The 20,989-nt window shown below is 57.5% G+C and carries 25 protein-coding genes; 12 read left to right on the forward strand and 13 right to left on the reverse strand.

Annotated elements, in window-relative coordinates; all coding sequences use genetic code 11:
- Nucleotides 1–170: 170 nt before the first annotated feature.
- From KGB06_RS00470 to KGB06_RS00495, 6 genes are read left to right on the forward strand one after another with little or no spacing between them, the layout of a single operon-like run.
- Complete coding sequence (locus KGB06_RS00470; RefSeq protein ID WP_223511179.1) at nt 171–3,089, forward strand: monovalent cation/H+ antiporter subunit A; 2,919 nt, start codon at nt 171–173, stop codon at nt 3,087–3,089.
- On the forward strand, nt 3,089–3,433 hold the full coding sequence (locus KGB06_RS00475) for a Na+/H+ antiporter subunit C (protein WP_007944721.1): 345 nt from the start codon (nt 3,089–3,091) through the stop codon (nt 3,431–3,433). Before KGB06_RS00470 ends, KGB06_RS00475 begins: the two co-directional genes overlap by 1 nt.
- A complete protein-coding gene (locus KGB06_RS00480; protein WP_223511180.1) occupies nt 3,430–5,115 on the forward strand; it encodes a monovalent cation/H+ antiporter subunit D in 1,686 nt (561 codons plus the stop codon). The genes KGB06_RS00475 and KGB06_RS00480 overlap by 4 nt, the downstream gene beginning before the upstream one ends.
- Entirely contained in the window at nt 5,112–5,600 is a 489-nt protein-coding gene (locus KGB06_RS00485; RefSeq protein WP_223511181.1) for a Na+/H+ antiporter subunit E, read from the forward strand. The genes KGB06_RS00480 and KGB06_RS00485 overlap by 4 nt, the downstream gene beginning before the upstream one ends.
- Nucleotides 5,597–5,875, forward strand: a complete 279-nt coding sequence (locus KGB06_RS00490) for a K+/H+ antiporter subunit F (protein WP_007944718.1) — start codon at nt 5,597–5,599, stop codon at nt 5,873–5,875. Before KGB06_RS00485 ends, KGB06_RS00490 begins: the two co-directional genes overlap by 4 nt.
- A complete protein-coding gene (locus KGB06_RS00495; protein WP_223511182.1) occupies nt 5,872–6,234 on the forward strand; it encodes a Na+/H+ antiporter subunit G in 363 nt (120 codons plus the stop codon). The genes KGB06_RS00490 and KGB06_RS00495 overlap by 4 nt, the downstream gene beginning before the upstream one ends.
- Before the next feature lie 125 nt (nt 6,235–6,359).
- Here the strand turns inward: KGB06_RS00495 and KGB06_RS00500 are convergent, their stop codons facing one another.
- From KGB06_RS00500 to KGB06_RS00515, 4 genes are all read right to left on the reverse strand, one after another.
- Nucleotides 6,360–6,797 carry a DUF3995 domain-containing protein gene (locus KGB06_RS00500; protein WP_223511183.1) on the reverse strand — a complete coding sequence of 146 codons (438 nt, stop codon included), beginning with the start codon at nt 6,795–6,797 and terminating at the stop codon, nt 6,360–6,362.
- 85 nt (nt 6,798–6,882) lie between these two features.
- Nucleotides 6,883–7,899 (reverse strand): ABC transporter substrate-binding protein, encoded by a 1,017-nt coding sequence (locus KGB06_RS00505; protein WP_223511184.1) that lies wholly within the window; start codon nt 7,897–7,899, stop codon nt 6,883–6,885.
- A gap of 117 nt (nt 7,900–8,016) precedes the next feature.
- Nucleotides 8,017–8,220 carry a hypothetical protein gene (locus tag KGB06_RS00510; RefSeq protein WP_223511185.1) on the reverse strand — a complete coding sequence of 68 codons (204 nt, stop codon included), beginning with the start codon at nt 8,218–8,220 and terminating at the stop codon, nt 8,017–8,019.
- Nucleotides 8,220–8,669, reverse strand: a complete 450-nt coding sequence (locus tag KGB06_RS00515; protein WP_223511269.1) for a hypothetical protein — start codon at nt 8,667–8,669, stop codon at nt 8,220–8,222. Before KGB06_RS00515 ends, KGB06_RS00510 begins: the two co-directional genes overlap by 1 nt.
- 431 nt (nt 8,670–9,100) lie before the next feature.
- Between KGB06_RS00515 and KGB06_RS00520 the strand changes: the two genes are divergently transcribed.
- The 3 genes from KGB06_RS00520 (at nt 9,101) to KGB06_RS00530 (ending at nt 10,107) form a co-directional block, all read left to right on the forward strand.
- Entirely contained in the window at nt 9,101–9,349 is a 249-nt protein-coding gene (locus tag KGB06_RS00520) for a hypothetical protein (protein ID WP_223511186.1), read from the forward strand.
- Nucleotides 9,350–9,506: 157 nt separating this feature from the next.
- Nucleotides 9,507–9,737, forward strand: a complete 231-nt coding sequence (locus tag KGB06_RS00525) for a hypothetical protein (protein ID WP_223511271.1) — start codon at nt 9,507–9,509, stop codon at nt 9,735–9,737.
- A 130-nt stretch (nt 9,738–9,867) separates the two neighbouring features.
- Entirely contained in the window at nt 9,868–10,107 is a 240-nt protein-coding gene (locus tag KGB06_RS00530) for a DUF2789 domain-containing protein (RefSeq protein ID WP_223511187.1), read from the forward strand.
- 9 nt (nt 10,108–10,116) lie between these two features.
- Here KGB06_RS00530 and KGB06_RS00535 read toward each other — a convergent pair whose 3' ends face one another.
- The 3 genes from KGB06_RS00535 to KGB06_RS00545 all read right to left on the reverse strand — a co-directional run bounded on the left by KGB06_RS00535 (nt 10,117) and on the right by KGB06_RS00545 (nt 12,649).
- Nucleotides 10,117–10,320: a hypothetical protein gene (locus KGB06_RS00535; RefSeq protein ID WP_223511188.1), complete on the reverse strand. Its 204-nt coding sequence runs from the start codon at nt 10,318–10,320 to the stop codon at nt 10,117–10,119.
- A gap of 120 nt (nt 10,321–10,440) precedes the next feature.
- A complete protein-coding gene (locus KGB06_RS00540) occupies nt 10,441–12,045 on the reverse strand; it encodes a methyl-accepting chemotaxis protein (protein ID WP_223511189.1) in 1,605 nt (534 codons plus the stop codon).
- A gap of 199 nt (nt 12,046–12,244) precedes the next feature.
- The gene (locus KGB06_RS00545) at nt 12,245–12,649 is read right to left on the reverse strand and encodes a TraR/DksA family transcriptional regulator (protein ID WP_007907888.1); all 405 of its coding nucleotides are present in this window, start codon (nt 12,647–12,649) and stop codon (nt 12,245–12,247) included.
- Between the two features lie 364 nt (nt 12,650–13,013).
- Here KGB06_RS00545 and KGB06_RS00550 point away from each other — a divergent pair, with 364 nt between their 5' ends.
- Nucleotides 13,014–13,625 (forward strand): glutathione S-transferase family protein, encoded by a 612-nt coding sequence (locus tag KGB06_RS00550; protein ID WP_223511190.1) that lies wholly within the window; start codon nt 13,014–13,016, stop codon nt 13,623–13,625.
- A gap of 25 nt (nt 13,626–13,650) precedes the next feature.
- Nucleotides 13,651–14,754, forward strand: a complete 1,104-nt coding sequence (locus tag KGB06_RS00555) for a DNA alkylation repair protein (RefSeq protein ID WP_223511191.1) — start codon at nt 13,651–13,653, stop codon at nt 14,752–14,754.
- 97 nt (nt 14,755–14,851) lie between these two features.
- On the opposite strand, the gene KGB06_RS00560 is transcribed toward KGB06_RS00555, so the two are convergent.
- From KGB06_RS00560 to KGB06_RS00585, 6 genes are all read right to left on the reverse strand, one after another.
- The gene (locus KGB06_RS00560; protein WP_223511192.1) at nt 14,852–15,781 is read right to left on the reverse strand and encodes an alkaline phosphatase family protein; all 930 of its coding nucleotides are present in this window, start codon (nt 15,779–15,781) and stop codon (nt 14,852–14,854) included.
- Between the two features lie 145 nt (nt 15,782–15,926).
- Nucleotides 15,927–16,730: a 2OG-Fe(II) oxygenase gene (locus KGB06_RS00565; RefSeq protein WP_223511193.1), complete on the reverse strand. Its 804-nt coding sequence runs from the start codon at nt 16,728–16,730 to the stop codon at nt 15,927–15,929.
- 90 nt (nt 16,731–16,820) lie between these two features.
- Nucleotides 16,821–17,621 (reverse strand): glycosyltransferase family 2 protein, encoded by an 801-nt coding sequence (locus KGB06_RS00570; RefSeq protein ID WP_223511272.1) that lies wholly within the window; start codon nt 17,619–17,621, stop codon nt 16,821–16,823.
- 325 nt (nt 17,622–17,946) lie between these two features.
- Nucleotides 17,947–18,309 carry a DUF6124 family protein gene (locus KGB06_RS00575; protein WP_223511195.1) on the reverse strand — a complete coding sequence of 121 codons (363 nt, stop codon included), beginning with the start codon at nt 18,307–18,309 and terminating at the stop codon, nt 17,947–17,949.
- A gap of 541 nt (nt 18,310–18,850) precedes the next feature.
- Nucleotides 18,851–19,033 carry a hypothetical protein gene (locus KGB06_RS00580; RefSeq protein WP_223511197.1) on the reverse strand — a complete coding sequence of 61 codons (183 nt, stop codon included), beginning with the start codon at nt 19,031–19,033 and terminating at the stop codon, nt 18,851–18,853.
- Nucleotides 19,034–19,151: 118 nt separating this feature from the next.
- Nucleotides 19,152–19,937, reverse strand: coding sequence for a LuxR C-terminal-related transcriptional regulator (locus tag KGB06_RS00585; protein WP_223511198.1), 786 nt, complete (start codon nt 19,935–19,937; stop codon nt 19,152–19,154).
- 132 nt (nt 19,938–20,069) lie between these two features.
- Between KGB06_RS00585 and KGB06_RS00595 the strand changes: the two genes are divergently transcribed.
- Nucleotides 20,070–20,909: a carbon-nitrogen hydrolase family protein gene (locus tag KGB06_RS00595; protein WP_223511200.1), complete on the forward strand. Its 840-nt coding sequence runs from the start codon at nt 20,070–20,072 to the stop codon at nt 20,907–20,909.
- The last annotated feature ends 80 nt before the right edge of the window (nt 20,910–20,989 follow it).

Genomic DNA, 20,989 nt, shown 5'->3' on the forward strand with positions numbered 1-20,989 from the left:
TGGGAGCGAGCCTGCTCGCGATGGGGCCGGAAGGGTTTAAACCGGCACTTTGAAACAATGTGAATCAGCCTTTTACCGTCTACCGTGAAGGATTCTGCGACAGCGTGGCGTTTGGCGTTCTGGGGAGTGGCACGTATGATGCTTCACAAACTTCCGCAGATTAGAAGCCTATGTCCCTGATAGTTCTACTGCTTCTGCCTTTTATCGGCAGCTGTCTGGCAGCCGTTCTGCCGCACAACGCGCGTAATACTGCCCCCCTGCTGACTGGCCTGATCGCACTGATCGGCACGGTCCAGGTCGCGCTTATGTATCCGCAAATCGCCCATGGCGGCGTGATCCGCGAAGAATTCTTCTGGCTGCCAAGCCTCGGTCTGAACTTCGTCTTGCGCCTGGACGGGTTCGCCTGGCTGTTCTCGATGCTGGTGCTGGGCATCGGCACACTGGTCTCGCTGTACGCACGCTACTACATGTCGCCGGACGATCCGGTGCCGCGTTTTTTTGCGTTTTTCCTGGCGTTCATGGGCGCGATGCTCGGGCTGGTGATTTCCGGCAACCTGATCCAGGTCGTGTTTTTCTGGGAGCTGACCAGCCTCTTCTCCTTCCTGCTGATCGGTTACTGGCACCACCGCAGCGACGCACGACGCGGTGCCTACATGGCGCTGATGGTCACCGGCGCGGGCGGCTTGTGCCTGTTGGCGGGGGTCATGCTTCTCGGCCATGTGGTCGGCAGCTACGACCTGGACAAGGTCCTGGCCGCTGGCGATCTGATTCGCGCACACGCCCTCTACCCGCTGCTGTTACCCCTGATCCTGATCGGCGCCTTGAGCAAAAGCGCGCAATTCCCTTTCCACTTCTGGTTGCCCCACGCGATGGCGGCGCCGACACCCGTCTCGGCCTATCTGCACTCGGCGACCATGGTCAAGGCCGGGGTGTTTCTGCTGGCACGGCTTTGGCCTTCGCTGTCCGGCAGCGAAGAGTGGTTCTACATCGTCAGCGGAGCCGGCGCCTGCACCCTGCTGTTGGGTGCTTATTGCGCGATGTTCCAGAACGACCTCAAAGGTTTGCTGGCCTACTCGACCATCAGCCATCTGGGCCTGATCACCCTGCTGCTGGGCTTGAACAGCCCGCTGGCGGCTGTGGCAGCGGTGTTCCACATTCTCAACCACGCGACCTTCAAGGCTTCGCTGTTCATGGCCGCCGGGATCATCGACCACGAAAGCGGCACCCGCGACATTCGAAAGCTCAGCGGCCTGATCAAACTGATTCCGTTCACCGCTACCCTGGCCATGGTCGCCAGCGCCTCGATGGCCGGCGTGCCGCTGCTCAACGGTTTTCTATCGAAAGAAATGTTCTTTGCCGAAACCGTATTCATCAATGCCACGGCCTGGGTCGAGTGGAGCCTGCCGATTGTCGCAACCATCGCCGGGACGTTCAGCGTCGCCTATTCGTTGCGCTTCACCGTCGACGTGTTCTTCGGCCCGACCGCCACCGACCTGCCACACACCCCGCACGAACCACCCCGCTGGATGCGTGCGCCGGTGGAGTTGCTGGTGTTCACCTGCCTGGTCGTCGGGATATTCCCGGCGCAAGTGGTCGGCTCCATATTGGCTGCCGCGGCCCTGCCGGTGGTGGGCGGCACCCTTCCGGAATACAGCCTGGCGATCTGGCACGGCTTGAACGCGCCGATGATCATGAGCCTGATCGCCATGTCCGGCGGCATCGTGCTCTATCTGCTGTTGCGCAATCAGCTCAAGCGCGGGCGCTTCAAGTATCCACCGGTTATTGGCCGGCTCAGCGGCAAGCGCCTGTTCGAGCGCAGCTTGGTAATCACGATGCGCCTGGCCCGTCGTCTGGTGGGACGGATCAGCACTCATCGCCTGCAAACCCAATTGTTCCTGGTGGTCCTCGCCGCCGTGTTGGCCGGGTTGATCCCGATGCTCCACAGCAGCCTGAGCTGGGGAGACCGGCCTAAAATCCCGGGCTCGATCGTGTTCGTGACCCTGTGGTTGCTGGCGATTGTCTGCGCCCTTGGCGCGGCGTGGCAGGCCAAGTATCACCGGCTCGCGGCCCTGACCATGGTCAGCGTCTGCGGTCTGATGACGTGCGTAACCTTCGTCTGGTTTTCCGCGCCCGATCTGGCGTTGACGCAACTGGCGGTCGAAGTGGTGACCACGGTGCTGATCCTGCTGGGCCTGCGCTGGCTGCCCCGGCGGATCGAAGAGGTATCGCCACTGCCAAGCAGCCTGCGCAAGGCACGCATCCGGCGTATCCGCGACTTGCTGCTGTCGACCGTGGTCGGTGGCGGCATGGCCTTGCTGGCCTACGCGATGCTGACACGCCAGACGCCCAACGACATTTCCTCGTTCTACCTCAGTCGTGCCCTGCCCGAAGGCGGCGGCAGCAACGTGGTCAACGTGATGCTGGTGGACTTCCGCGGCTTCGATACCCTCGGTGAAATTACCGTGTTGGTGGCCGTGGCCCTGACCGTATTCGCCCTGCTGCGACGCTTCCGCCCTCCCAAAGAAAGCCTGCAACTGCCGGCCCAGCAACGCCTGCTGGCACCGGACGTGGTCACCGATCTGGTCAACCCGCGCCACGCCAGCGATACCGCGCTGGGGTTCATGATGGTCCCGGCGGTGCTGGTGCGCCTGTTGTTGCCGATTGCACTGGTGGTGTCGTTGTACTTGTTCATGCGCGGGCACAATCAACCGGGCGGCGGGTTTGTCGCGGGGCTGGTGATGTCGGTGGCGTTCATCCTGCAATACATGGTCGCCGGCACGCAGTGGGTCGAGGCGCAAATGAGCCTGCGACCGCTGCGCTGGATGGGCACCGGATTGCTATTTGCCACGGTCACCGGGCTCGGGGCCATGGCGGTCGGTTATCCGTTCCTGACCACCCACACCTGGCATTTCACACTGCCGGTGCTGGGTGACATTCACATCGCCAGCGCACTGTTTTTCGACATCGGCGTGTATGCCGTGGTGGTCGGTTCGACGCTGTTGATCCTCACCGCCCTCGCCCACCAATCGGTTCGCGGCCACAAAACCGCAGCCCAGCCAAAACCCGTCGCCACGCAAGGAGCCGTCTGATGGAAGAAGTCATCGCAATCGCCATCGGCGTTCTTGCTGCGTCAGGCGTCTGGCTGATCCTGCGGCCACGGACCTTTCAGGTGGTGATGGGCCTGTGCCTGCTGTCCTATGGCGTCAACCTGTTCATTTTCAGCATGGGCAGCCTGTTCATCGGCCGGGAGCCGATCATCAAGGACGGTGTGCCGCAGGACTTGTTGCATTACACCGATCCACTGCCGCAGGCCCTGGTGCTGACAGCCATCGTGATCAGCTTCGCCATGACCGCACTGTTTCTGGTGGTGCTGCTCGCTTCCCGGGGCTTGACCGGGACCGACCATGTCGATGGCCGGGAGCCTAAAGAATGAATGCGATGACGCACCTGATCGCCGCACCGATTCTGCTACCGCTGCTGACCGCCGCCATCATGTTGATGCTCGGCGAGAAACACCGTCCGCTGAAGGCCAAAATCAACCTGTTCTCCAGCCTGCTCGGTCTGGGGATTTCCGTGTTGTTGCTGCAATGGACACAAACCACCGGCGTCCCTGGCTCCATCGGCGTGTACCTGCCGGGCAACTGGCAAGTGCCGTTCGGCCTGGTGCTGGTGGTCGATCGCCTGTCAGCCTTGATGCTGGTGTTGACCGGGATCATTGGCGTCAGCGCCTTGCTGTTTGCCATGGCCCGCTGGGACGGTGCCGGTTCCAGTTTCCACGCGCTGTTCCAGATTCAATTGATGGGGCTGTACGGTGCGTTCCTGACCGCAGACCTGTTCAACCTGTTCGTGTTTTTCGAAGTGCTGCTGGCGGCGTCCTACGGTTTGATGCTGCACGGTTCCGGCCGGCCGCGCGTGTCGGCGGGGCTGCATTACATCTCGATCAACCTGTTGGCGTCGTCGCTGTTCCTGATTGGCGCGGCACTGATTTACGGGGTCACCGGCACCCTGAACATGGCCGACCTGGCGCTGAAAATCCCGCTGGTGCCCGAAGCTGATCGCGGCTTGCTGCATGCCGGCGCGGGGATTCTCGCGGTGGCGTTTCTGGCCAAGGCCGGGATGTGGCCACTGAACTTCTGGCTGGTGCCGGCCTACTCCTCGGCCAGCGCACCGGTGGCGGCCATGTTCGCGATCATGACCAAAGTGGGCGTCTACACCTTGCTGCGTTTGTGGACGCTGCTGTTCTCTGGCCAGGCCGGGGCGTCCGCATACTTTGGCGGCGACTGGCTGATCTACGGCGGCATGGCGACGATCGTCTGCGCGGCGCTGGCGATTCTGGCGGCCCAACGCCTGGAGCGCATGGCCAGCCTGAGCATTCTGGTGTCGGCCGGGATTCTATTGTCAGCCATCGGCTTCGCCCAACCGAACCTGATCGCGGCGGCGCTGTTCTATCTGGTCAGCTCGACCCTGGCGTTGAGCGCGTTGTTCCTGCTGGCCGAGTTGATCGAGCGTTCCCGTTCGGTCATTGAAATACCACTGTTCGATGACGCTGACCTGATTGCGCGTCCGACACCCTCCGTGCAGCCGCCCAAAGGCACCAACCTCGATGACGATCAGAAAGCCGTGGTCGGCCAAGTGATTCCCTGGACCATGGCCTTCCTCGGCCTGAGCTTCATTGCCTGCGCGTTGTTGATTATCGGCATGCCACCGCTCTCCGGATTTATCGGCAAACTCAGCCTGCTCAGCGCCCTCCTTAACCCGCTAGGCTTGGGCAATGGTGTAGGCGAACCGGTGTCGAACGCGGCGTGGGGATTGCTGGCCCTGTTGATTCTGTCGGGGCTCGCCTCGCTGATCGCGTTCTCGCGCCTGGGTATCCAGCGTTTCTGGACCCCGCAAGAACGTCCATCGCCGTTGCTGCGCCGTTTTGAGTGCGTGCCGATCATCGTTCTGCTCGGGCTGAGCATTGCGCTGACGTTCAAGGCCGAACCGCTGCTGCGCTACACCCAGGCCGCCGCAGACGCGTTGAACAATCCGCAGCAATACGTGATGGCTGTGCTTGGCACTCGCGCGGTGCCAAGCCCGGAAGCCAAAGCGGCGATGGCGGAGGTGCAACCATGAAACGCCTGTTTCCTTCTCCCTGGTTGTCGCTGGCGCTCTTTCTATTGTGGCTGGTGCTGAACCAGTCAATGAGCCCGGGCAACCTGTTGCTTGGCGCCCTGTTGGGTTTCTGCGCACCGTTGATGATGCGCAGGTTGCGACCGCTGCCGATTCGTATTCGTCGCCCAGGGGTGATCCTGCGTTTGCTCTTGGTGGTCGGCCGAGAAGTGGTGGTGTCCAACCTCGCCGTGGCTTGGGGCGTGCTCAATGCCGGTCGCCGGCCGCCGCGCTCACGTTTCATCAAAGTGCCGCTGGACCTGCGCGATGCCAACGGCCTCGCCGCGCTGTCGGCAATCTGCACCGTGGTCCCTGGCACCGTCTGGTCGGAGCTGGCGCTGGACCGCAGCATCCTGTTGCTGCATGTGTTCGATCTGGATGACGAAGCGCTGTTCATCCAGCACTTCAAGGCGACCTATGAACGCCCCTTGATGGAGATCTTCGAATGAGCGCATTGCTGTCGAACGCAATCCTGCTGAGCCTGTTTCTGTTTTCCGTGGCGATGATCCTGACCCTGATCCGTCTGTTCAAAGGGCCATCGGCCCAGGATCGGGTACTGGCGCTGGATTACCTGTACATCATCGCGATGCTGATGATGCTGACGCTGGGCATTCGTTATGCCAGTGACACCTATTTCGAGGCGGCGCTGTTGATCGCCCTGTTCGGCTTCGTCGGCTCGTTTGCCCTGGCGAAATTCCTGCTGCGTGGCGAGGTGATCGAATGAGTGGCGAACTGTCGCTGTGGGTTGAGATTCCAGTAACGATTCTGCTGCTGCTCAGCAGCTTGTTTGCGCTGATCGGCGCCATTGGCCTGGTGCGGATGAAGGATTACTTCCAGCGCATGCACCCGCCGGCGCTGGCCTCGACGCTGGGTGCGTGGTGCGTGGCACTGGCGTCGATCATTTACTTTTCGGCGCTCAAATCGGGGCTGGTGCTGCATGCCTGGCTGATTCCGATTCTGTTGGCGATTACCGTGCCGGTGACCACCTTGCTGCTGGCTCGGGCGGCGCTGTTCCGCAAGCGCATGGCCGGGGATGATGTGCCGGCTGAGGTGAGCAGTCGACGGAGTGAGAGCGGGAGCTGAATCCGGGGATTTGGGTTGACTGGAAGGGCCTCATCGCGAGCAGGCTCACTCCTACAGTGATCTGCGCCATGACACCGATCCCCTGTAGGAGTGAGCCTGCTCGCGATAGCAATTTCAGCAACAACTCAGGTCCAGGCCACTGCCAACAACCCCGCCCCCAACACCACACACAACGGCGAATACACCCAAGTGTCGAGCCTGGCAAACGTCGAATCCTTGACCTCTTTGAAGAACCCCACCAGGTTCGAATCGCCAATCGCCCGGGCGAACATCAGAATCGCGATGGTACTGATCACCCATTGCAACCACCGATCATGCACCACAGGCAGACACAGCCCGACTCGAAAACACACCAGCATGGCGATCATCAGCAACCCCACCGCCACCAACAACGTCACCCAACCCGACGGCTTGAACACCGGCCTTGATTGCGCGCCGCCGTCCCCGGGCACTCGCGGCACCGCCGCCTCGCTGCCCCACTTGCCGCCCGATGCCCAATACACGTGAAGCAGACTAATAATCAAAAAGATTGAAGCCATGCATTGCGCGACCATCAGACTCATATTCGGGCATCCATCCAGTGGGAGCGAATGTGCTCCGGGCGGTGACAGCGATACTCGGAAAAATACAATCGTGTGAGCAACCGGGTTACTTCAATTCGGCGGAAACCTTATCAGCCACCTCCTTTGGCACCCACGCCTTCCAGATTTCCGGATGCGCCTTCATGAACGCTTCCGCCGCCTGGCGTGGCGGGGTGTGCTTTTCGCTCATCTCGGCGAGGGCCTTGTTCAGTGGACCGATCGGCAAATCGACCTTGCTGAAAAACTCGGTAATTTGCGGGTACTGTTTTTGGAACGGCGTGGACACACCGATGGACAGCTTCGAGGGCAGCGAACGCGTTGGCTTGGGATCAGGATTGTCGGAGTCGGTCAGGGTTTTCCAGGCTTCAGCGTCGAAGGGTGGCTCTTCCAGCTGAATCAGCTTGAAGCGCCCGAGCAAGGGCGTCGGTGACCAGTAATAGAACAGAACCGGCTTACCCCGATGAATCGACGACGTGATTTCTGCGTCCAGCGCCGCCCCGGAACCGCTGCGAAAATTCACATAGCTGTCGTTCAGGCCATAGGCGGTGAGCTTCTGCTTGTTAACCACTTCCGACGTCCAGCCGATCGGGCTGTTGAGGAAGCGCCCCTTGCCCGGGGTTTCCGGGTCGGCGAACACGTCTTTGTATTTGGGCAGGTCGCTGACACTGCGCAGCCCCGGCGCCAGTGGCTTGATGCCTTTGGCCGGGTCGCCCTTGATCACATATTCCGGGACCCACCAGCCTTCGGTCGCGCCCTTGACCGTATCGCCCAGGCTCGCGACCTTGCCTTCGGCCTCAGCCTTGACCCAGACCGGGCTGCGTCCGGCCCATTCCTCACCAATGACCTGAATGTCATTGTTGGCCAATGCGGTTTCCAGGGTAATCGTGGTTCCCGGCAAAGTATCGGTTGGCAGCCCGTAACCCTTCTCGACAATGATCCGCAGGATATCCGTGATCAGACTGCCGCTTTCCCAATTCAGGTCGGCGAAGTGGATCGGGGCCTGGGCCGCGTACACCGGAACGGCTGAGGTCAACAACCCGAAACAGGCCAGTGACGCCGCCAGCAACCGTCGAATTCCTTTCATGCTTTTGCACCTCGTGCTGTTCACAGCAATAGCAGGATGGCCTGATAAAGGACCGCAAGCCTCAAAATATTCAGTCAATTGACTGTAGTAGAGGATCCTGATTTCGAGGGGCGGGAATTAATTTTCGCCAGCGTCCTGCAAGCGTGACAGCTCTCTTCTGACCATGCTGGCGTACGCCGCCGGGCGCAGCGTATAGATCTTTGACGCCACCCAATTCAGCCAGGCTCCCTGCAGAACAGCCTTCTGCTCGAACAGCCGCCGGGCTTCAGTGTGTGCACTGGCCTGGTTCTGTTCGTGGAAATCGGCGCGGGTCAGGGTCATTACTCGCTGGCCTTGAAGGTCACCAGTTCGCCCTTGCGCCACTTGGCGGCCTTGGCGGTAACGGCTTTCAGGGTTTTGGTCAGGCCTTCCTGCAACTGTTGGTGGGCGGCGAACACCGTCACCACGCTATGGCCTTCCTTGAAAACAATCGCCTGACCATCGGCGGTGGTGACAAACGCGTAATCGCCCAACCCATAGACGGTCAGTTTGATTTCGCGGAACTTGATGTCCAGCTTGCCACCTTCGCGACTCGGCAGAACAGAGGCGCTGAAATGATCGCCGACCTTGAGTTTGAGCCCCGGCTTGTCGTCCACCACCAGCGCTTCTTCGGTGTCGATCTCGGCAATGTAAATGCCTTCGGCGTTCTGTTCGGTGATGTAGACGAAACGAGATTGAAACTGTTTAACCAACTTTGCGCGCAAATCACCCAGCACGAACAAAGCATGCATATCGAGATTACTTACTGCCAAGGAAACATCCCCACATCTGAAATTGATACCGCACGCAGGAAAAGCGCACAGCAGAAAAAAGCAGCCATACCAATGGTCTTGCAAAAAATCCGGGTTGAAATCCTGATCCGGGCAGAGGGCTCGTGCATCGCGAGGTCCGTGAGCGTACTGGAATATCACTCGCGCCGTCTTCCCTCAACGTCGTCAGAGGTTGAAGGAAAATACCCTTCTTGCTGCCAGAGGAAACAGGATGACTAACTTTAAGGAAAAAACGCTTCAAGAAAAGCACTTTTCTGACATATCGTCCGCAAAAAATTGCTTTAGATGTACTCCATTCGCCAACCGGTGATGGCAATTCTAGAGCAGCGATGCTGACAGCGACTAGCCAAAACGACGTACATACGTCGGCAAAACAATGAAAAGGACTTCATATGTGCACTATGACTCATTTTGCAACCGCCCAGGCGCCTTATACCCACAACGCCTCGTCACCGCCTCAGGGGGTGTTCGACCAACCTCGACTGCACCCCGAAGACCCCGCCTGGCCAAGGTTTCAGGTGGTTTTGGCCGGTAACGCGTTCTTCCATATCAAGGAAGCCGCCACAGGCCGCGTCAGAGGTTTGCGCGGTGACCACAACGAAGCCTGTGCACTTGCCCGCTCACTTGAGTCACGCGTATGAGGCGCCGCTGAACTCAATCCAACAGACGTTTCGTCACACCGCCGACTAATCTCAGCCGTCGGCGGGCAACTACTGCCATACTGCCCGCCCCATGAAACCCGTTCCCACGTCGGACGGCGCTCAAAACAACAAAATATTTCCAAGGGAAGGCTGCTACGTGACGGAATTTGATATTGGCGAATTTATTATCCGGGGCGAAGCCAGAGAGATCGACGGCGAATTCCAGGCAGTGATTGTCATGCGCGCCAAACCGAAATTGACCACAGAGACGTATCACCAGGTCGAGAAGGATCGCTGGTTCAAAACGGCGGATGTTGCCGCCATTGCCGCTCAGGAATCGGCTAAAGCCCTGAAAGCCGCAGTCGATGCAGGTGCACTGAAAGCCTGATCATCGAAATTGCCGTCTATGCTCACTCCTGCTTTGGAACATCCATCGAACTCCTGAAGCGCGACCTCCTCAGATGCAATGAAGTCGCCCTTCAGATCTCGCACTCGACGCGAACCACCAGGAGATGAACATGGATTCACCCACACACGACTTGAAAGGCTTGTTCGACCAACTGGGCCTGGACTCCAACCAGAAAGCCATCGATGATTTTATTGCCAGCCATTCCCCCTTGGCCGACAACAAAAAACTGATCGATGCCGAGTTCTGGAGCCCGCAGCAGGCCGGTTTCCTGAAAGAACAGTTACGTGAAGACGCCGATTGGGCACGAGTGGTCGACGACCTGAACCTGCGCCTGCACCAGGTTCACTAACCCACACACTCAATGCAGGCTGCCTGGTGAAGCGGCGTTCAATTGCGCCAACCAGGCAGTCCTGCACGCTTCGGCCTCATTGCGACTGGCAAACGCCGTCCCCCGGCGCTCGCCGTTGAGCAGTACAACCCAACAGACGCTCTGCCCCATCGCGCGCAAACTGGCGGGTACGCCACTGCCAATCATCACCGCGACATTAACTTTGCTTTGCATGCTGGCCTCTCGAATTTCATTAGCAACCTAACCATATAGGCATGTTAATAAGTTAATCCGCGAGGAAACAGCAACGAGCCTGCACAGCTTCGTTGCCAGAATCGTAACAATGGCCCGCCTCTAGCGAGGACTCTGTGGCTTGTAACCCAACCGCAAACCACCCCAATGCCGTCCCTTGAGGATGATCGGCACCGAGAGGTCGTGCATCAGTTCACCCGTGTCGCGGGTGTATGTCTGCAACAACACGGGTTGTTGATGGCTGCCACAGCGGATACCCGTGCGGTCAGCAAATTTACGTTTGGTGCGGTTTTGCAGTGTATCGACCTGCGTGTCGCCGGTTAGCGGCAGGCTAAAGGACTTGTTATGGGTTGGCACATAGCCCTGCTGCGTGCAGGCGATGGCAAACACCAGGCCTTCATGACGCGGTAACAACGGCTCCTGAATCGCCGGCAGGACCTGATCGGTGTAGCGGTCGAAGCGGGTCTGAAACCTGGACGGGCTGGTATTGGGGATCGCCTGGTAATTTCGGTCAAACAGGTCATCGAGGCTGACACGTCCCTGGTCGATATCCGCTTCAAAACGCGCGGCAATCTGGCTCGCGCCCTCGCGGGCCAGGTCATAAATCCGTTGGTGATAGTCATCCAGTCCGACTTCGGCCAGGCGCTCACTGATGGATTCGGCCTGACCTTCCATTTGCACAGCGGCCTGGGCCAGACGCTGGGTCTGTTGATCACTGACTGCAAGATCGCTGCGCATCTGTTCGATGGCATGGAACAGGCTGTCGAGTTGTTCGCGATTGGTGTCCGCGCCGCGGGCGATTTGTCCGACCTGGTCCTCGACGCCAGCGGCCAATCGAGTAATGTTTTCCAGGTGCTGACCGGTGTTCTCGACTTGCTCGACACCGCTGTCGAGGTCGCTGGAGAGTTGACGGATCTGCTCGACGACCTGAGCGGTGCGTTGCTGGATATCGGCAACCATCTCGCCGACCTCACCGGTCGCCGCCGCAGTTCGCGCCGCCAGGCCCCGCACTTCATCGGCCACCACCGCGAAGCCGCGACCGTGTTCACCGGCCCGCGCGGCTTCGATAGCGGCGTTCAACGCCAGCAAGTTGGTCTGGCTGGCGATGGACTGGATCACCAGCGTCACCCGCTGGATATCGTCACTGCGCAGGCTGAGGGCCTCAATCAGCTCGCGACTGTTGCTGGCGCGCTGACTGAGTTGATGCATTCGGGCGATCGACTCCATCAGCTCCTGGCGCCCTGCTGCGCCGCTTTGATGAGCCTCACTCGCGGCACCGAGGGCTTCGCGACTGAGTTTGGAGGTGGCTTGCTCGGTCGCAATCATCACTTCGGCATTGCGGACAATTTGCGCTGCCGCGCTGAGTTGCGATTGCAGTTTGTCTGCCAGTTGCTTGACCGAAAAGGCCACGCCTGCTGCGGATAGCGCGTTGTGGCTGGTGGTGTAGGAAAGGTCGCGGGTCAACGCGGTGATGGTGCTGGAGTTGTCCGCGCAGGTGTCTTCCGGCGTAGCGCGGGAGCGCAGACGCGGCAGCCAGATAATCAACACGGCCAAGGGCAAGCCAAGGTATAGCGACCAGCCACCCAGTGCCATGCCGCACAACAAAAGCATCAGGGCGACACTTTGCAGGGTCGGTGTCAGCCAACGGTTTTTCGGCAATTGCACTGGCGCAGGCGTTGCCGCCGCCAGAGATCCGTCTCTCGTCATTTTCGTCACCCCACGCCTTTCTGATTATTGTCTGCGCATTTAACGCCACTACAAGGCCATTATCTATGGTCCATTAGTCGTGGGTATTGCAGCTAATCAACAGAGGTGCGCGAGGTTTTTTACAGACGAAAAAAAGCATCGCGGGCCAGCCTTGCTCCTTTTGGAGTGAGGCTCGCCCGCGATGCGGGGCGCTACGAAATCAGGCCTGACGCTGGTGCTTGTCGATCTGTTCGTGACGCTCTTGAGCTTCGATGCAGTACTTGGTGGTCGGGCTGATCAGCAGGCGTTTCAGGCCAATGGCCTCGCCGCTGTCGTCGCACCAGCCGAAGCTGTCTTCTTTGATGCGTTCCAGAGCCTGTTCCAACTGAGGCAGCATGCGCTGGTCGCGATCGATCGCGTTCACCAGCCAGGTGCGCTCTTCTTCGACAGAAGCCGCGTCTGCCGGATCGGCCGGGGTGTCCAGGCTCTCGATGGCGATGCGGTTCTGTTCGATGCGCTCATGGGTTTCGACTTTCATGTTCTGCAGCAGCTCGGAGAAAAAAGCATGCTGCTCAGCATTCATGTAGTCATCCGCCGGCATGGCCAGCAACTTGTCCTTTGTCATTGATATCTCTATAAAAAAACGTGCATTAAGGCGAATTAGGGAGCGTTCCGGCGGACCTCGGTCGTCCGTCGCAAAGGCGCCATTTATTCCAAGCGCCACCCGGCACTCAATTTACGAGGGGCGGCAGTCTAAGGCCGACTTGAGGCCCCAGCAACTGAAAAGTCAGCGAATTTGTCCGAAAAGGTGTGCAAAGTGCGCTATGGCAACCGTTGCCGCCGTTATCGGAGTGCGTTTATAGCAAGAAATTCAATCGAACGGCGGTATATAGAAGACAAACGGCCGCACAAGCCCCCCGCTTGTTGCAGGTCGCGCAACCTGAGCTAAGGTTGTCCGTCCCGCAATGGTCCTCTGAAGGAATGTATTAATGAAGCTGATCGGCATGCTGGATTCGCCTTATGTACGGCGTGTGGCCATTTGCGCCAAATACTTGGGCATCGACCTGGAGCACCAATCGGTGTCGGTGTTCAGGCACTTCGAGCAGTTCCAGCAGATCAACCCGGTGGTCAAGGCGCCGACGCTGGTGTTGGATGATGGCGAAGTGCTGATCGATTCAACGCTGATCATCGATTATCTGGAAGCCCTCGCCGGTCCCGGCAAAAGCCTGATGCCCGGCGACCTCAAGCAACGGCTGCGCGCCTTGCGCGTGACCGGGCTGGCGCTGGCGGCGTGCGAGAAGTCAGTGCAGCTTTATTACGAACGCAGCCTGCGCCCGGCCGAAATTCAATTCCAGCCGTGGGTAGAACGCGTCGAAGGGCAATTGGCGGCCGCCTATTCATCACTTGAACGCGAACTGCAAAAGCAGCCATTAACCAACGGCGCCTCGATTGCGCAGGACGGGATTACGCTGGCGGTGGCCTGGAGCTTCACCAATTTGGTAGTGCCGGATCAGGTCGAAGTTGAGCGCTTCCCGCGAATCGCCGAATTCACCGCCCAAGCGGAAACACTTGAGGCATTCATCAGTACCCCGATAACCTGAGCCGCCCACTCAATCGGACTCACCCATGACCGCCGCCGAACAGCCCACCCCGGCGCTGAAGGAAATCTTCAACGCCGAGCGCCTCAAGCACATCGCGACCGAAATGACGGCGGTCTACCCCGAGTTCAACGCCAAAGCCTTTCTGAAGAGGGCCAACGACGGCCTCGCCGAATTGTCGATCATGCAGCGCATGGCCCGGGTTAGCGAATGCCTGCACGCGGTGTTGCCACTGGGTTATGAAGAGACCCTTGAGGTGTTGCGCGCCCTCGCCCCTCGACTTGACAGCGGCTTCGTCAGCATCTCGCTGCCGCATTACGTGGCGCTGTATGGCGCCCATGATTTCGAGCAGTCGATGGATGCGCTCAAGTACTTCACCGCGTTTGGTTCTGCGGAGTTTGCGGTCCGGTATTTTCTGCGTAGCGATTTGGAGCGCTCATTGGCGCTGATGCAGCAGTGGTCGCGGGATGAAAATGAACACGTCCGGCGTCTGGCCAGCGAAGGCTGTCGGCCGCGTTTGCCGTGGTCGTTTCGACTGGAGCAGGTACAAGCCGATCCGACCCTGGCAGCGGCGATTCTCGACAACCTCAAGGCGGATGAAAGCCTTTACGTGCGCAAGTCCGTGGCCAATCACCTCAACGACATCACTAAGGACCATCCCGACTGGGTGCTGGACCTGATCGAAGGATGGTCGCTGGATAACAAGCACACCGCGTGGATTGCCAAGCATGCGTTGCGCAGTTTGATCAAGCAGGGCAATCAGCGAGCGTTGGCGATTATTGGAGCCAGCGGCAAGGCCGAGGTCGAGATTGTTGGGGTGAAGGTCGAACCGGCGGTGATTCGTCTGGGGGAGAAAATCACGCTGTCGTTTGTTGTGAAATCCACGGTGGCGGATAGTCAGCGGCTGGTGATCGACTATGCGATTGATTACGTCAAAGCCAATGGCAGCACGTCGGCGAAGGTGTTCAAGCTCAAGGCATTGACGTTGCCTGGCAAGGCGACTGAACAGGTCAGTCGTGGTCAGCAGATCAAGGAACTCACCACCCGCAAGCACTATGTGGGTTTGCATGCCGTGCACATTCTGGTGAACGGCGAACGCCTGGCCAGCACCTCATTTGAAATCCTCGCCTAACCGGCAGCGGCTACAAACGAAGCGCGCTAATTAACGATGCGGGCCTGCTTGGCTATTGACTGAGTTGATCTCGGTCGAAACCGACGTTGGTCAACCCTCACTGAATGAAGTCCAGCGAAGCCTGACCAATATCAACCAGGTTTCTGATGTTCACTGCGGGATGTCCAGACGGCGATATTACCAGTAGCGGCGCCCAGCGCTCGGCTTCTGAATAGTGGCCGTGACCATTGCCGGTGCCACCGTGATCGCTGACAAAAACGACCAAGCGATGAGGCAGCGCACCCTGGGCGGATGGTGACGCAAATGCATTCTCCCACAGGCGCCGAATGCGGGAGTCTGTTGCTCGCACGGCGGCAGCGTAGCCCGGATCAGACGGGTCAAAAGAACCGTTATGGCCCGCTTGGTCTACAGCATCGAGATGAATGAAAGCCAGATCGGGCTGGCAAGCTCGCCAGGTGGTCAGTACTTCATGCTCGATCGCTGCATCGTCGTCACGCAAAAACGCCGCATGGCGTATCTCGGGCAAAGCCCGCAAACGCCCCTCGACCAAGTCGTACAGCGGCCGCCAGGAGGTAATGAGAACGCTGCGACTATCGGCCTTGCGGCTCTGAAGGCGCTCAAACACGGTTTGAACTTTGATTGGCCCTTTGCTGCTGTTATCAACAATGCCATGTGCGCTTGCCCAGCTAGAGGTCAGCACACTGATCCAGCCAGGTGCGGAATAAGTCTGTTGCGTGCGGCCGTTGCTGACATCGACTCTCCCCCAAGCCAACCCCTGAGATTCAGCCAACTGGAACAGAAAGGGGGTCAGTGCCGGGCTAACGGCGTCCGTACGCAGGCCGTCGATACCGATGATGACGACCTGCCGGTCGGGCACTTGCGGCGCAGCTTTGCATTGCCCTACCTCGTCGCCAGGTGAACAGCCAAGCAGGCTCATCGCACACAGCGCTACCAGCAACTTGAGCCCCGAGCGCGGAGTGAGACTTGCCGTTAGTGCCAAGAATGCCCCAGAGAATAAATTCATCATGCCTGCGACGCTTCTAGTTGGTGATGGAGTCTAGCCCTGGATTGATGACCATCGTTTCCGGCCGCCACGACAGACCGAAATCGACGGTGGATTCAACCGGCCGATGCAGCAGATTGGCTAAATCGTTCAGCGGGCATTTCGCAGCTTAGTTTTTCTTCCTGATTAGTTTACTTATGTAGTACTTGAGGCTTAAACGATCTTTGGGTCTTGGCTTGTAGTGGGTCTTGTTTCTTTGTGCGGGATCGATCGCCATGGTTCCTGCGGTGTAGTAATAAAGCGCGATAGACCTGCGCGTGATGTGCTCTGGAGTCGTTAAAGGCTCTGGGTGCCCATGATTGCTGTCTTTGTCTGTATTGAAGATGACGCAGCGATTGTAAATGGGCAGAACTTTTTTAAGGCAGGTCTTCATGCCGATATCCCAAAGCTCTAGATTACCGCCGTATTCCTCTTGCCAGTTTTCATTCAGATAAATGATGACATTCAGCCTACGCTCAACATTAAGCTTTTTGTTGAGTCTGAAGTCCGAATGCACCCCAAGGAAACCACCACTCTTCGTTTCATGCAGCCCGCCACCGCTAAAGTAGGGGTCGGGTATCAAACCTTCGATGCCTGTGAGCTTTTCAAGAAACTGCAACATGGGCGCCGAGTTAAAAGCGTTAAAAACAGTCTTGAGAAAAGGGGGGCATTCATTGGGACTGATTTGACGCTTTAGTTGACCTTTATAGCCGCGCTCGTAGATCATTTCATTGTTGGTTGGCTCGACTGGAAAGTGCGAGCATATACTTGCAATCAGGTCTTCGTGCAAGAAGTTATCGATAACGATGTGCGGAAATGGCGTAGCCTGAATATAGTGGCTGGCCAATGAATGACCAAAGGCGCTGGCGGCGTCCTGGTCGAAATCAAGCCCCGAGGAGAGGGTGATAGGGAGTGTTTGAGTGATGGGTGCCATTACCGCTCCAATAACTTAATACAAAAAACCTGTGGGATGACTGAAAACAGAGCCAAACGCACTGCTCGTGCACGCCTGCTTAACTTATGTTTAGCTGTTGTCCTTGTTCAAGCGCTTAAGGATATTATTGTACATTTTTGTTCGTCTGTGCGTCGTTTCGTAGCCCCCAGCCGCTGCGACAGTACCCGACTGAATATGATCCAGATAGCTGAAAATTTTACGCGGCGATAACATTTCAACGACATAGCCAAGCTCGGTCATGCGGTCTTGGAGGGTATAACCAGGAACACGATCGTCCATCGAAAAATGCAGGCCGTGTTGCTTGATAAGTTTGCAGTTCCACAAGGTACAGAAACTCTTCAAGTACACTTCCCTGTATGGTTTTGGCTCCCTGGAGCGTAATCCCACAGAAATTTTCAGGCGTCTGAAATGGTGTTTGAACAGTCGCGAACTAAAGCGCCAAAAAGTTCTCGTGGCGCCACGATTTAATTGCTCTACACAACCGACGGCTACGGTTTTTTGATTTTTAATGCATTTATTCAGCATCATCGGGAAAACGTTTTTATCGAAAACAAATGTGTCAGTATGCATGAGAAACAAATAATCAGTTTCAACTCGCTCCAAAACCAGGTCAAGTGCTTTGCCATGCGCGATATGGCCTGCCTCCGGTTCAGAAACAGAACGTTCGATTAAATTAATCCAGTCAAGCGACCTCAAATACTCAGTGCTTTCATCAGCAGAATAATTATCAACTACCCATACTGGGACACTGTCACCCAGATGCTGGCGCAATAAGTCTAAACATATTTTGGTGATTTCTGGCGTCTTGTAATTTACTATAACTATACTAAAGGCATTAGAGCTATCAGCCGAAAAATTAGCACTGCTCATCATTTAGGTACTCAAGGTATTATATTTAGATGTAGAGATAATTGAACTTGCATCCAGTTGTCGCTTATATATTCGCGTATGATTTCGCATGATTATAAAACCTGATCTGTTAAGTCGCTTTTTCATACACTGAATAGCCATAGCTAACTCAAAGCCTGATGGAGAGGAGCAAATGTGAATTTCATCTTATAAGGATCCACTCTGCAGGTAAATATCCGTGAGTTAATTTGTTACATCGGAAGGCTGGTCAGGCGAGCTTCTTGGGGCGACGTACTACATCGCCCTCTGTGGCGAGGAGCTAGCCCTGCACCACAGAGGGTCGTGCTTACTCCTTCAGCTCAACGTGATCCAACGCCTGATTCACCGCCAATTCCCCCAACATGACCACTTGCGTAATCCCCAGCAGGGTCTTGCGATGTGAGTTATCCAATAACGCTGCAAAATTGCTGAGCATGGTGGTGGCCGAGCCCAGTGATTCGCTGGCGTTGGCCAGCAGGGATTCGGTGTCGTACTTAGGATTGGCGAGGAACATGGGTTCGGGTTCGTTGGTACTGGCCATGATTTGGGCTGCCGGGTTGAGGTAGTGGTCGAGGGCGCGTTCGGCCGCTTCATGGAATTTTTTGGAATCGAGGGATTCGTAGGGGGATGCCGGATCGGTGTCCGGTGGATTGGGTGTTGGTTTGATCATAGATGAAACTCCCACTTAGAAAATTAAGGAGCCATCACCCTTGCTACCAAACAAAGGGTGGCGGCCATACGCGGGTTGGTAGACCGGTCTAAGTAGGAAACCCGGCGCTCACGAAGGAGCCCCACGCATGACCACCATATAAAACCGAGTCCAAAAAAGACTGCATATGGCGTTGTCATGCGACTACTTAAAAGCGGGCTACCAAACCCGATCACTGTTTTTCAGTGACCGGAAAACGATATAGCCCACCCCGTAGACGCACAAGCCGGCGGATTCTGTCTTACCCGTAGGCGATGACGCAAGGCGTTGTAGCCTTTGGGTGGTAACAGAAGGCTTCGTTTAAACAGGTGAAATTTTTGTTGTTTAAGCGTCAGCAAAACGAGGCAAATCACTCGCTGAGTCAGTCAAACGAAATCCGTGTGGGAGCGAGCGAGCCGGCTCGCTGCGGGCACTAATTGACAAATCAAGTACCTCCGCCCCGCTATCCCAGACCAATGTTGCAAGTGGATCGCAAATGACAAGTGCGCCTGATGATCACGCTTTATTTTGTCTTTTCCGTGGGTGTGCAGAGGGTGTGAATCTGGAACTGAACCCCCCCGAGTGATTCCTTGATCTGATTGGCTGCGTGCTGACATGCCTCCATATTCTTGTACTCGGCATGATCGATCGCTGTAGCGGGCTGTGAGCCGTTGGTGCCAAGAATGACCCAGAGAATGAAGCTCATGATGCCTCCGACGTTTCTAGTAGGTGATGAAGATTAGCCGTGGATTGATGACCATCGCTGTCAGGCTGCGACGAAGCCGATTCGTCTTGGGAGCTGACGCCATCATGAAACGACGACTTCAGCTCTGCGCGTTCAGAAACAGTGAGAACAGCTCGGACTGAGATTTAATCCCCAGTTTGCTGTACATGTGCTTGCGGTGGACCTTCACAGTCTCGGCGGAAATCGCCAGCTTGCGCGCGATCTCCTTGTTCGAGCAGCCGCTGAGCATTAGCCGGCCGACTTCCAGTTCGCGGGCGGAGAGCGGCGTATCCAGCTGCTTGTCAGTAGAGTCCAGCCAGCTCTGCCAGCTTGGTGTCGGTAACGCGTTCTGCTCCAGCACCTCCCGCTCGAATGCCATGCGCTGACGCATCAGGGCGGCGACCCAAGGCTGGATGAGCGTCAGCAAGGCGATCTGCTCCGGACTGAAACGGGCCTCGCTTCCCAGCGACAGGCTGAGGGTGCGTTCCGCGTCGAGCTGGACGTTGATATGGACTTCGTCGGCAACGATATTGAGGCGGAAGTAGCGTTGGTAGTAGTCGGTCTGCTCGAAGCACTCCGGCGCCACGTCGGCTAGCCAAAACAAACCGTTCTGCGGTGCTTCCCGGTTGGCCAGATAAAAGGGATCGAGCAGATACAGGCCCTTGAGGTAATCCTGAAAGAGCGGGTCTGGCCCCCCCTCCTTGCCTGGGCACTCTGCGAGCACCTGCGGCCGGCCATTGCTGAAAATCAGCACGACCCAACTGTCCACCGGTATGTATCTATCCAGCAGACGCACCAGGGCCAGCCAGAAACCAGGCCGGTCAAGTCCCTCAATCAGCCTGCCAATCGCCTGGTGCCAGGCCATGTCCTGCAAGGTAATGCTCACGACTCTACCCATACGGGGTTACCCCATCGATGTGATTACTTTCCGTTTTACGCCTCTCCATACTTCATCCAGCCCTGGCGGGTGCTGTTCAGTTTGGCGATTGCGAGCCCACAACACGTGAAAGGATCACCGATGAAGATTGAACTCGTACAACTTACCGGTCGCGATGGCGATACCGCTTATAACCTGGAGCGTACCTTGCAGGCCATCGCTACCTGCGCAGTGGATACCGATCTGCTGATTTTTCCAGAAACTCAATTGATGGGATTCGCCAGCGCGCAACAGCTCGCCGAAGTCGCCGAGCCCCTGAACGGGCCGAGTGTGCAGGCCGTGCAGCGCGCCGCACGCGAACGGAACGTTGCGGTGGTGGTTGGCATGGCTGAGAACGACTGCGGCATCTTCTACAACACCTCCCTGCTGATAACGCCACAAGGGATCGCCTTGCACTATCGCAAGACTCACCTTTGGCCGTCGGAACGCGGCCTGTTCCAGCCGGGAGACCGCTATGCCACTGCGCTCTGGAAGGGCGTCCGTGTCGGCATGCTGATTTGCTACGACATAGAGTTGCCGGAAAGTGCTCGGGCCCTCGGCCAACTCGGCGCCGAGCTGATCCTGGTTACTAACGGCAATATGGATCCCTACGGCCCTGTCCACCGCACCGCGATCATGGCTCGCGCTCAGGAAAACCAGGCATTCGCGGTGATGGTGAATCGAGTCGGCGACGGCGATGAAGGCCTCGTTTTTGCCGGTGGGAGTGCAGCGATCGATCCCTTCGGACGCACGCTATTCGAAGCGGGGCGCGAAGAGTGCCGTCAGGTGGTAGAGCTGGATCTCGACCTGCTGCGCACCGCCCGCCTCGACTACGACTACCTCAGTGACCGCCGTCTGCTCCTGAACGGCGAACAGATTGAGCACGGTGATGGTCGCCGTGAACTACTGATCCCCTGCACCACAGCGACTGTTCCGTCTTGATTCGATTTTGAGCCTGCCACAACAATAATTCACACACTAGCAGGAGCAGTGCTCGTGTCCTTGGACCTGGCGCTAATGCT

The sequence above is a fragment of the Pseudomonas sp. GL-B-19 genome (assembly GCF_019956415.1).
In the GTDB taxonomy this organism is placed as follows: domain Bacteria; phylum Pseudomonadota; class Gammaproteobacteria; order Pseudomonadales; family Pseudomonadaceae; genus Aquipseudomonas.

Excerpts from the sequence above, each read along its gene's own strand:
- KGB06_RS00470 (WP_223511179.1), top strand. The coding sequence starts at position 171 with ATGTCCCTGATAGTTCTACTGCTTCTGCCTTTTATCGGCAGCTGTCTG.
- KGB06_RS00555 (WP_223511191.1), top strand. The coding sequence starts at position 13,651 with ATGACCGCCGCCGAACAGCCCACCCCGGCGCTGAAGGAAATCTTCAAC.
- KGB06_RS00500 (WP_223511183.1), bottom strand. The coding sequence starts at position 6,797 with ATGAGTCTGATGGTCGCGCAATGCATGGCTTCAATCTTTTTGATTATT.
- KGB06_RS00490 (WP_007944718.1), top strand. The coding sequence starts at position 5,597 with ATGAGCGCATTGCTGTCGAACGCAATCCTGCTGAGCCTGTTTCTGTTT.
- KGB06_RS00520 (WP_223511186.1), top strand. The coding sequence starts at position 9,101 with ATGTGCACTATGACTCATTTTGCAACCGCCCAGGCGCCTTATACCCAC.
- KGB06_RS00515 (WP_223511269.1), bottom strand. The coding sequence starts at position 8,669 with ATGCATGCTTTGTTCGTGCTGGGTGATTTGCGCGCAAAGTTGGTTAAA.
- KGB06_RS00560 (WP_223511192.1), bottom strand. The coding sequence starts at position 15,781 with ATGATGAATTTATTCTCTGGGGCATTCTTGGCACTAACGGCAAGTCTC.
- KGB06_RS00510 (WP_223511185.1), bottom strand. The coding sequence starts at position 8,220 with ATGACCCTGACCCGCGCCGATTTCCACGAACAGAACCAGGCCAGTGCA.
- KGB06_RS00545 (WP_007907888.1), bottom strand. The coding sequence starts at position 12,649 with ATGACAAAGGACAAGTTGCTGGCCATGCCGGCGGATGACTACATGAAT.
- KGB06_RS00565 (WP_223511193.1), bottom strand. The coding sequence starts at position 16,730 with ATGGCACCCATCACTCAAACACTCCCTATCACCCTCTCCTCGGGGCTT.
- KGB06_RS00505 (WP_223511184.1), bottom strand. The coding sequence starts at position 7,899 with ATGAAAGGAATTCGACGGTTGCTGGCGGCGTCACTGGCCTGTTTCGGG.
- KGB06_RS00550 (WP_223511190.1), top strand. The coding sequence starts at position 13,014 with ATGAAGCTGATCGGCATGCTGGATTCGCCTTATGTACGGCGTGTGGCC.
- KGB06_RS00530 (WP_223511187.1), top strand. The coding sequence starts at position 9,868 with ATGGATTCACCCACACACGACTTGAAAGGCTTGTTCGACCAACTGGGC.
- KGB06_RS00580 (WP_223511197.1), bottom strand. The coding sequence starts at position 19,033 with ATGAGCTTCATTCTCTGGGTCATTCTTGGCACCAACGGCTCACAGCCC.
- KGB06_RS00485 (WP_223511181.1), top strand. The coding sequence starts at position 5,112 with ATGAAACGCCTGTTTCCTTCTCCCTGGTTGTCGCTGGCGCTCTTTCTA.
- KGB06_RS00595 (WP_223511200.1), top strand. The coding sequence starts at position 20,070 with ATGAAGATTGAACTCGTACAACTTACCGGTCGCGATGGCGATACCGCT.
- KGB06_RS00540 (WP_223511189.1), bottom strand. The coding sequence starts at position 12,045 with ATGACGAGAGACGGATCTCTGGCGGCGGCAACGCCTGCGCCAGTGCAA.
- KGB06_RS00575 (WP_223511195.1), bottom strand. The coding sequence starts at position 18,309 with ATGATCAAACCAACACCCAATCCACCGGACACCGATCCGGCATCCCCC.
- KGB06_RS00570 (WP_223511272.1), bottom strand. The coding sequence starts at position 17,621 with ATGAGCAGTGCTAATTTTTCGGCTGATAGCTCTAATGCCTTTAGTATA.
- KGB06_RS00475 (WP_007944721.1), top strand. The coding sequence starts at position 3,089 with ATGGAAGAAGTCATCGCAATCGCCATCGGCGTTCTTGCTGCGTCAGGC.
- KGB06_RS00535 (WP_223511188.1), bottom strand. The coding sequence starts at position 10,320 with ATGCAAAGCAAAGTTAATGTCGCGGTGATGATTGGCAGTGGCGTACCC.
- KGB06_RS00480 (WP_223511180.1), top strand. The coding sequence starts at position 3,430 with ATGAATGCGATGACGCACCTGATCGCCGCACCGATTCTGCTACCGCTG.
- KGB06_RS00495 (WP_223511182.1), top strand. The coding sequence starts at position 5,872 with ATGAGTGGCGAACTGTCGCTGTGGGTTGAGATTCCAGTAACGATTCTG.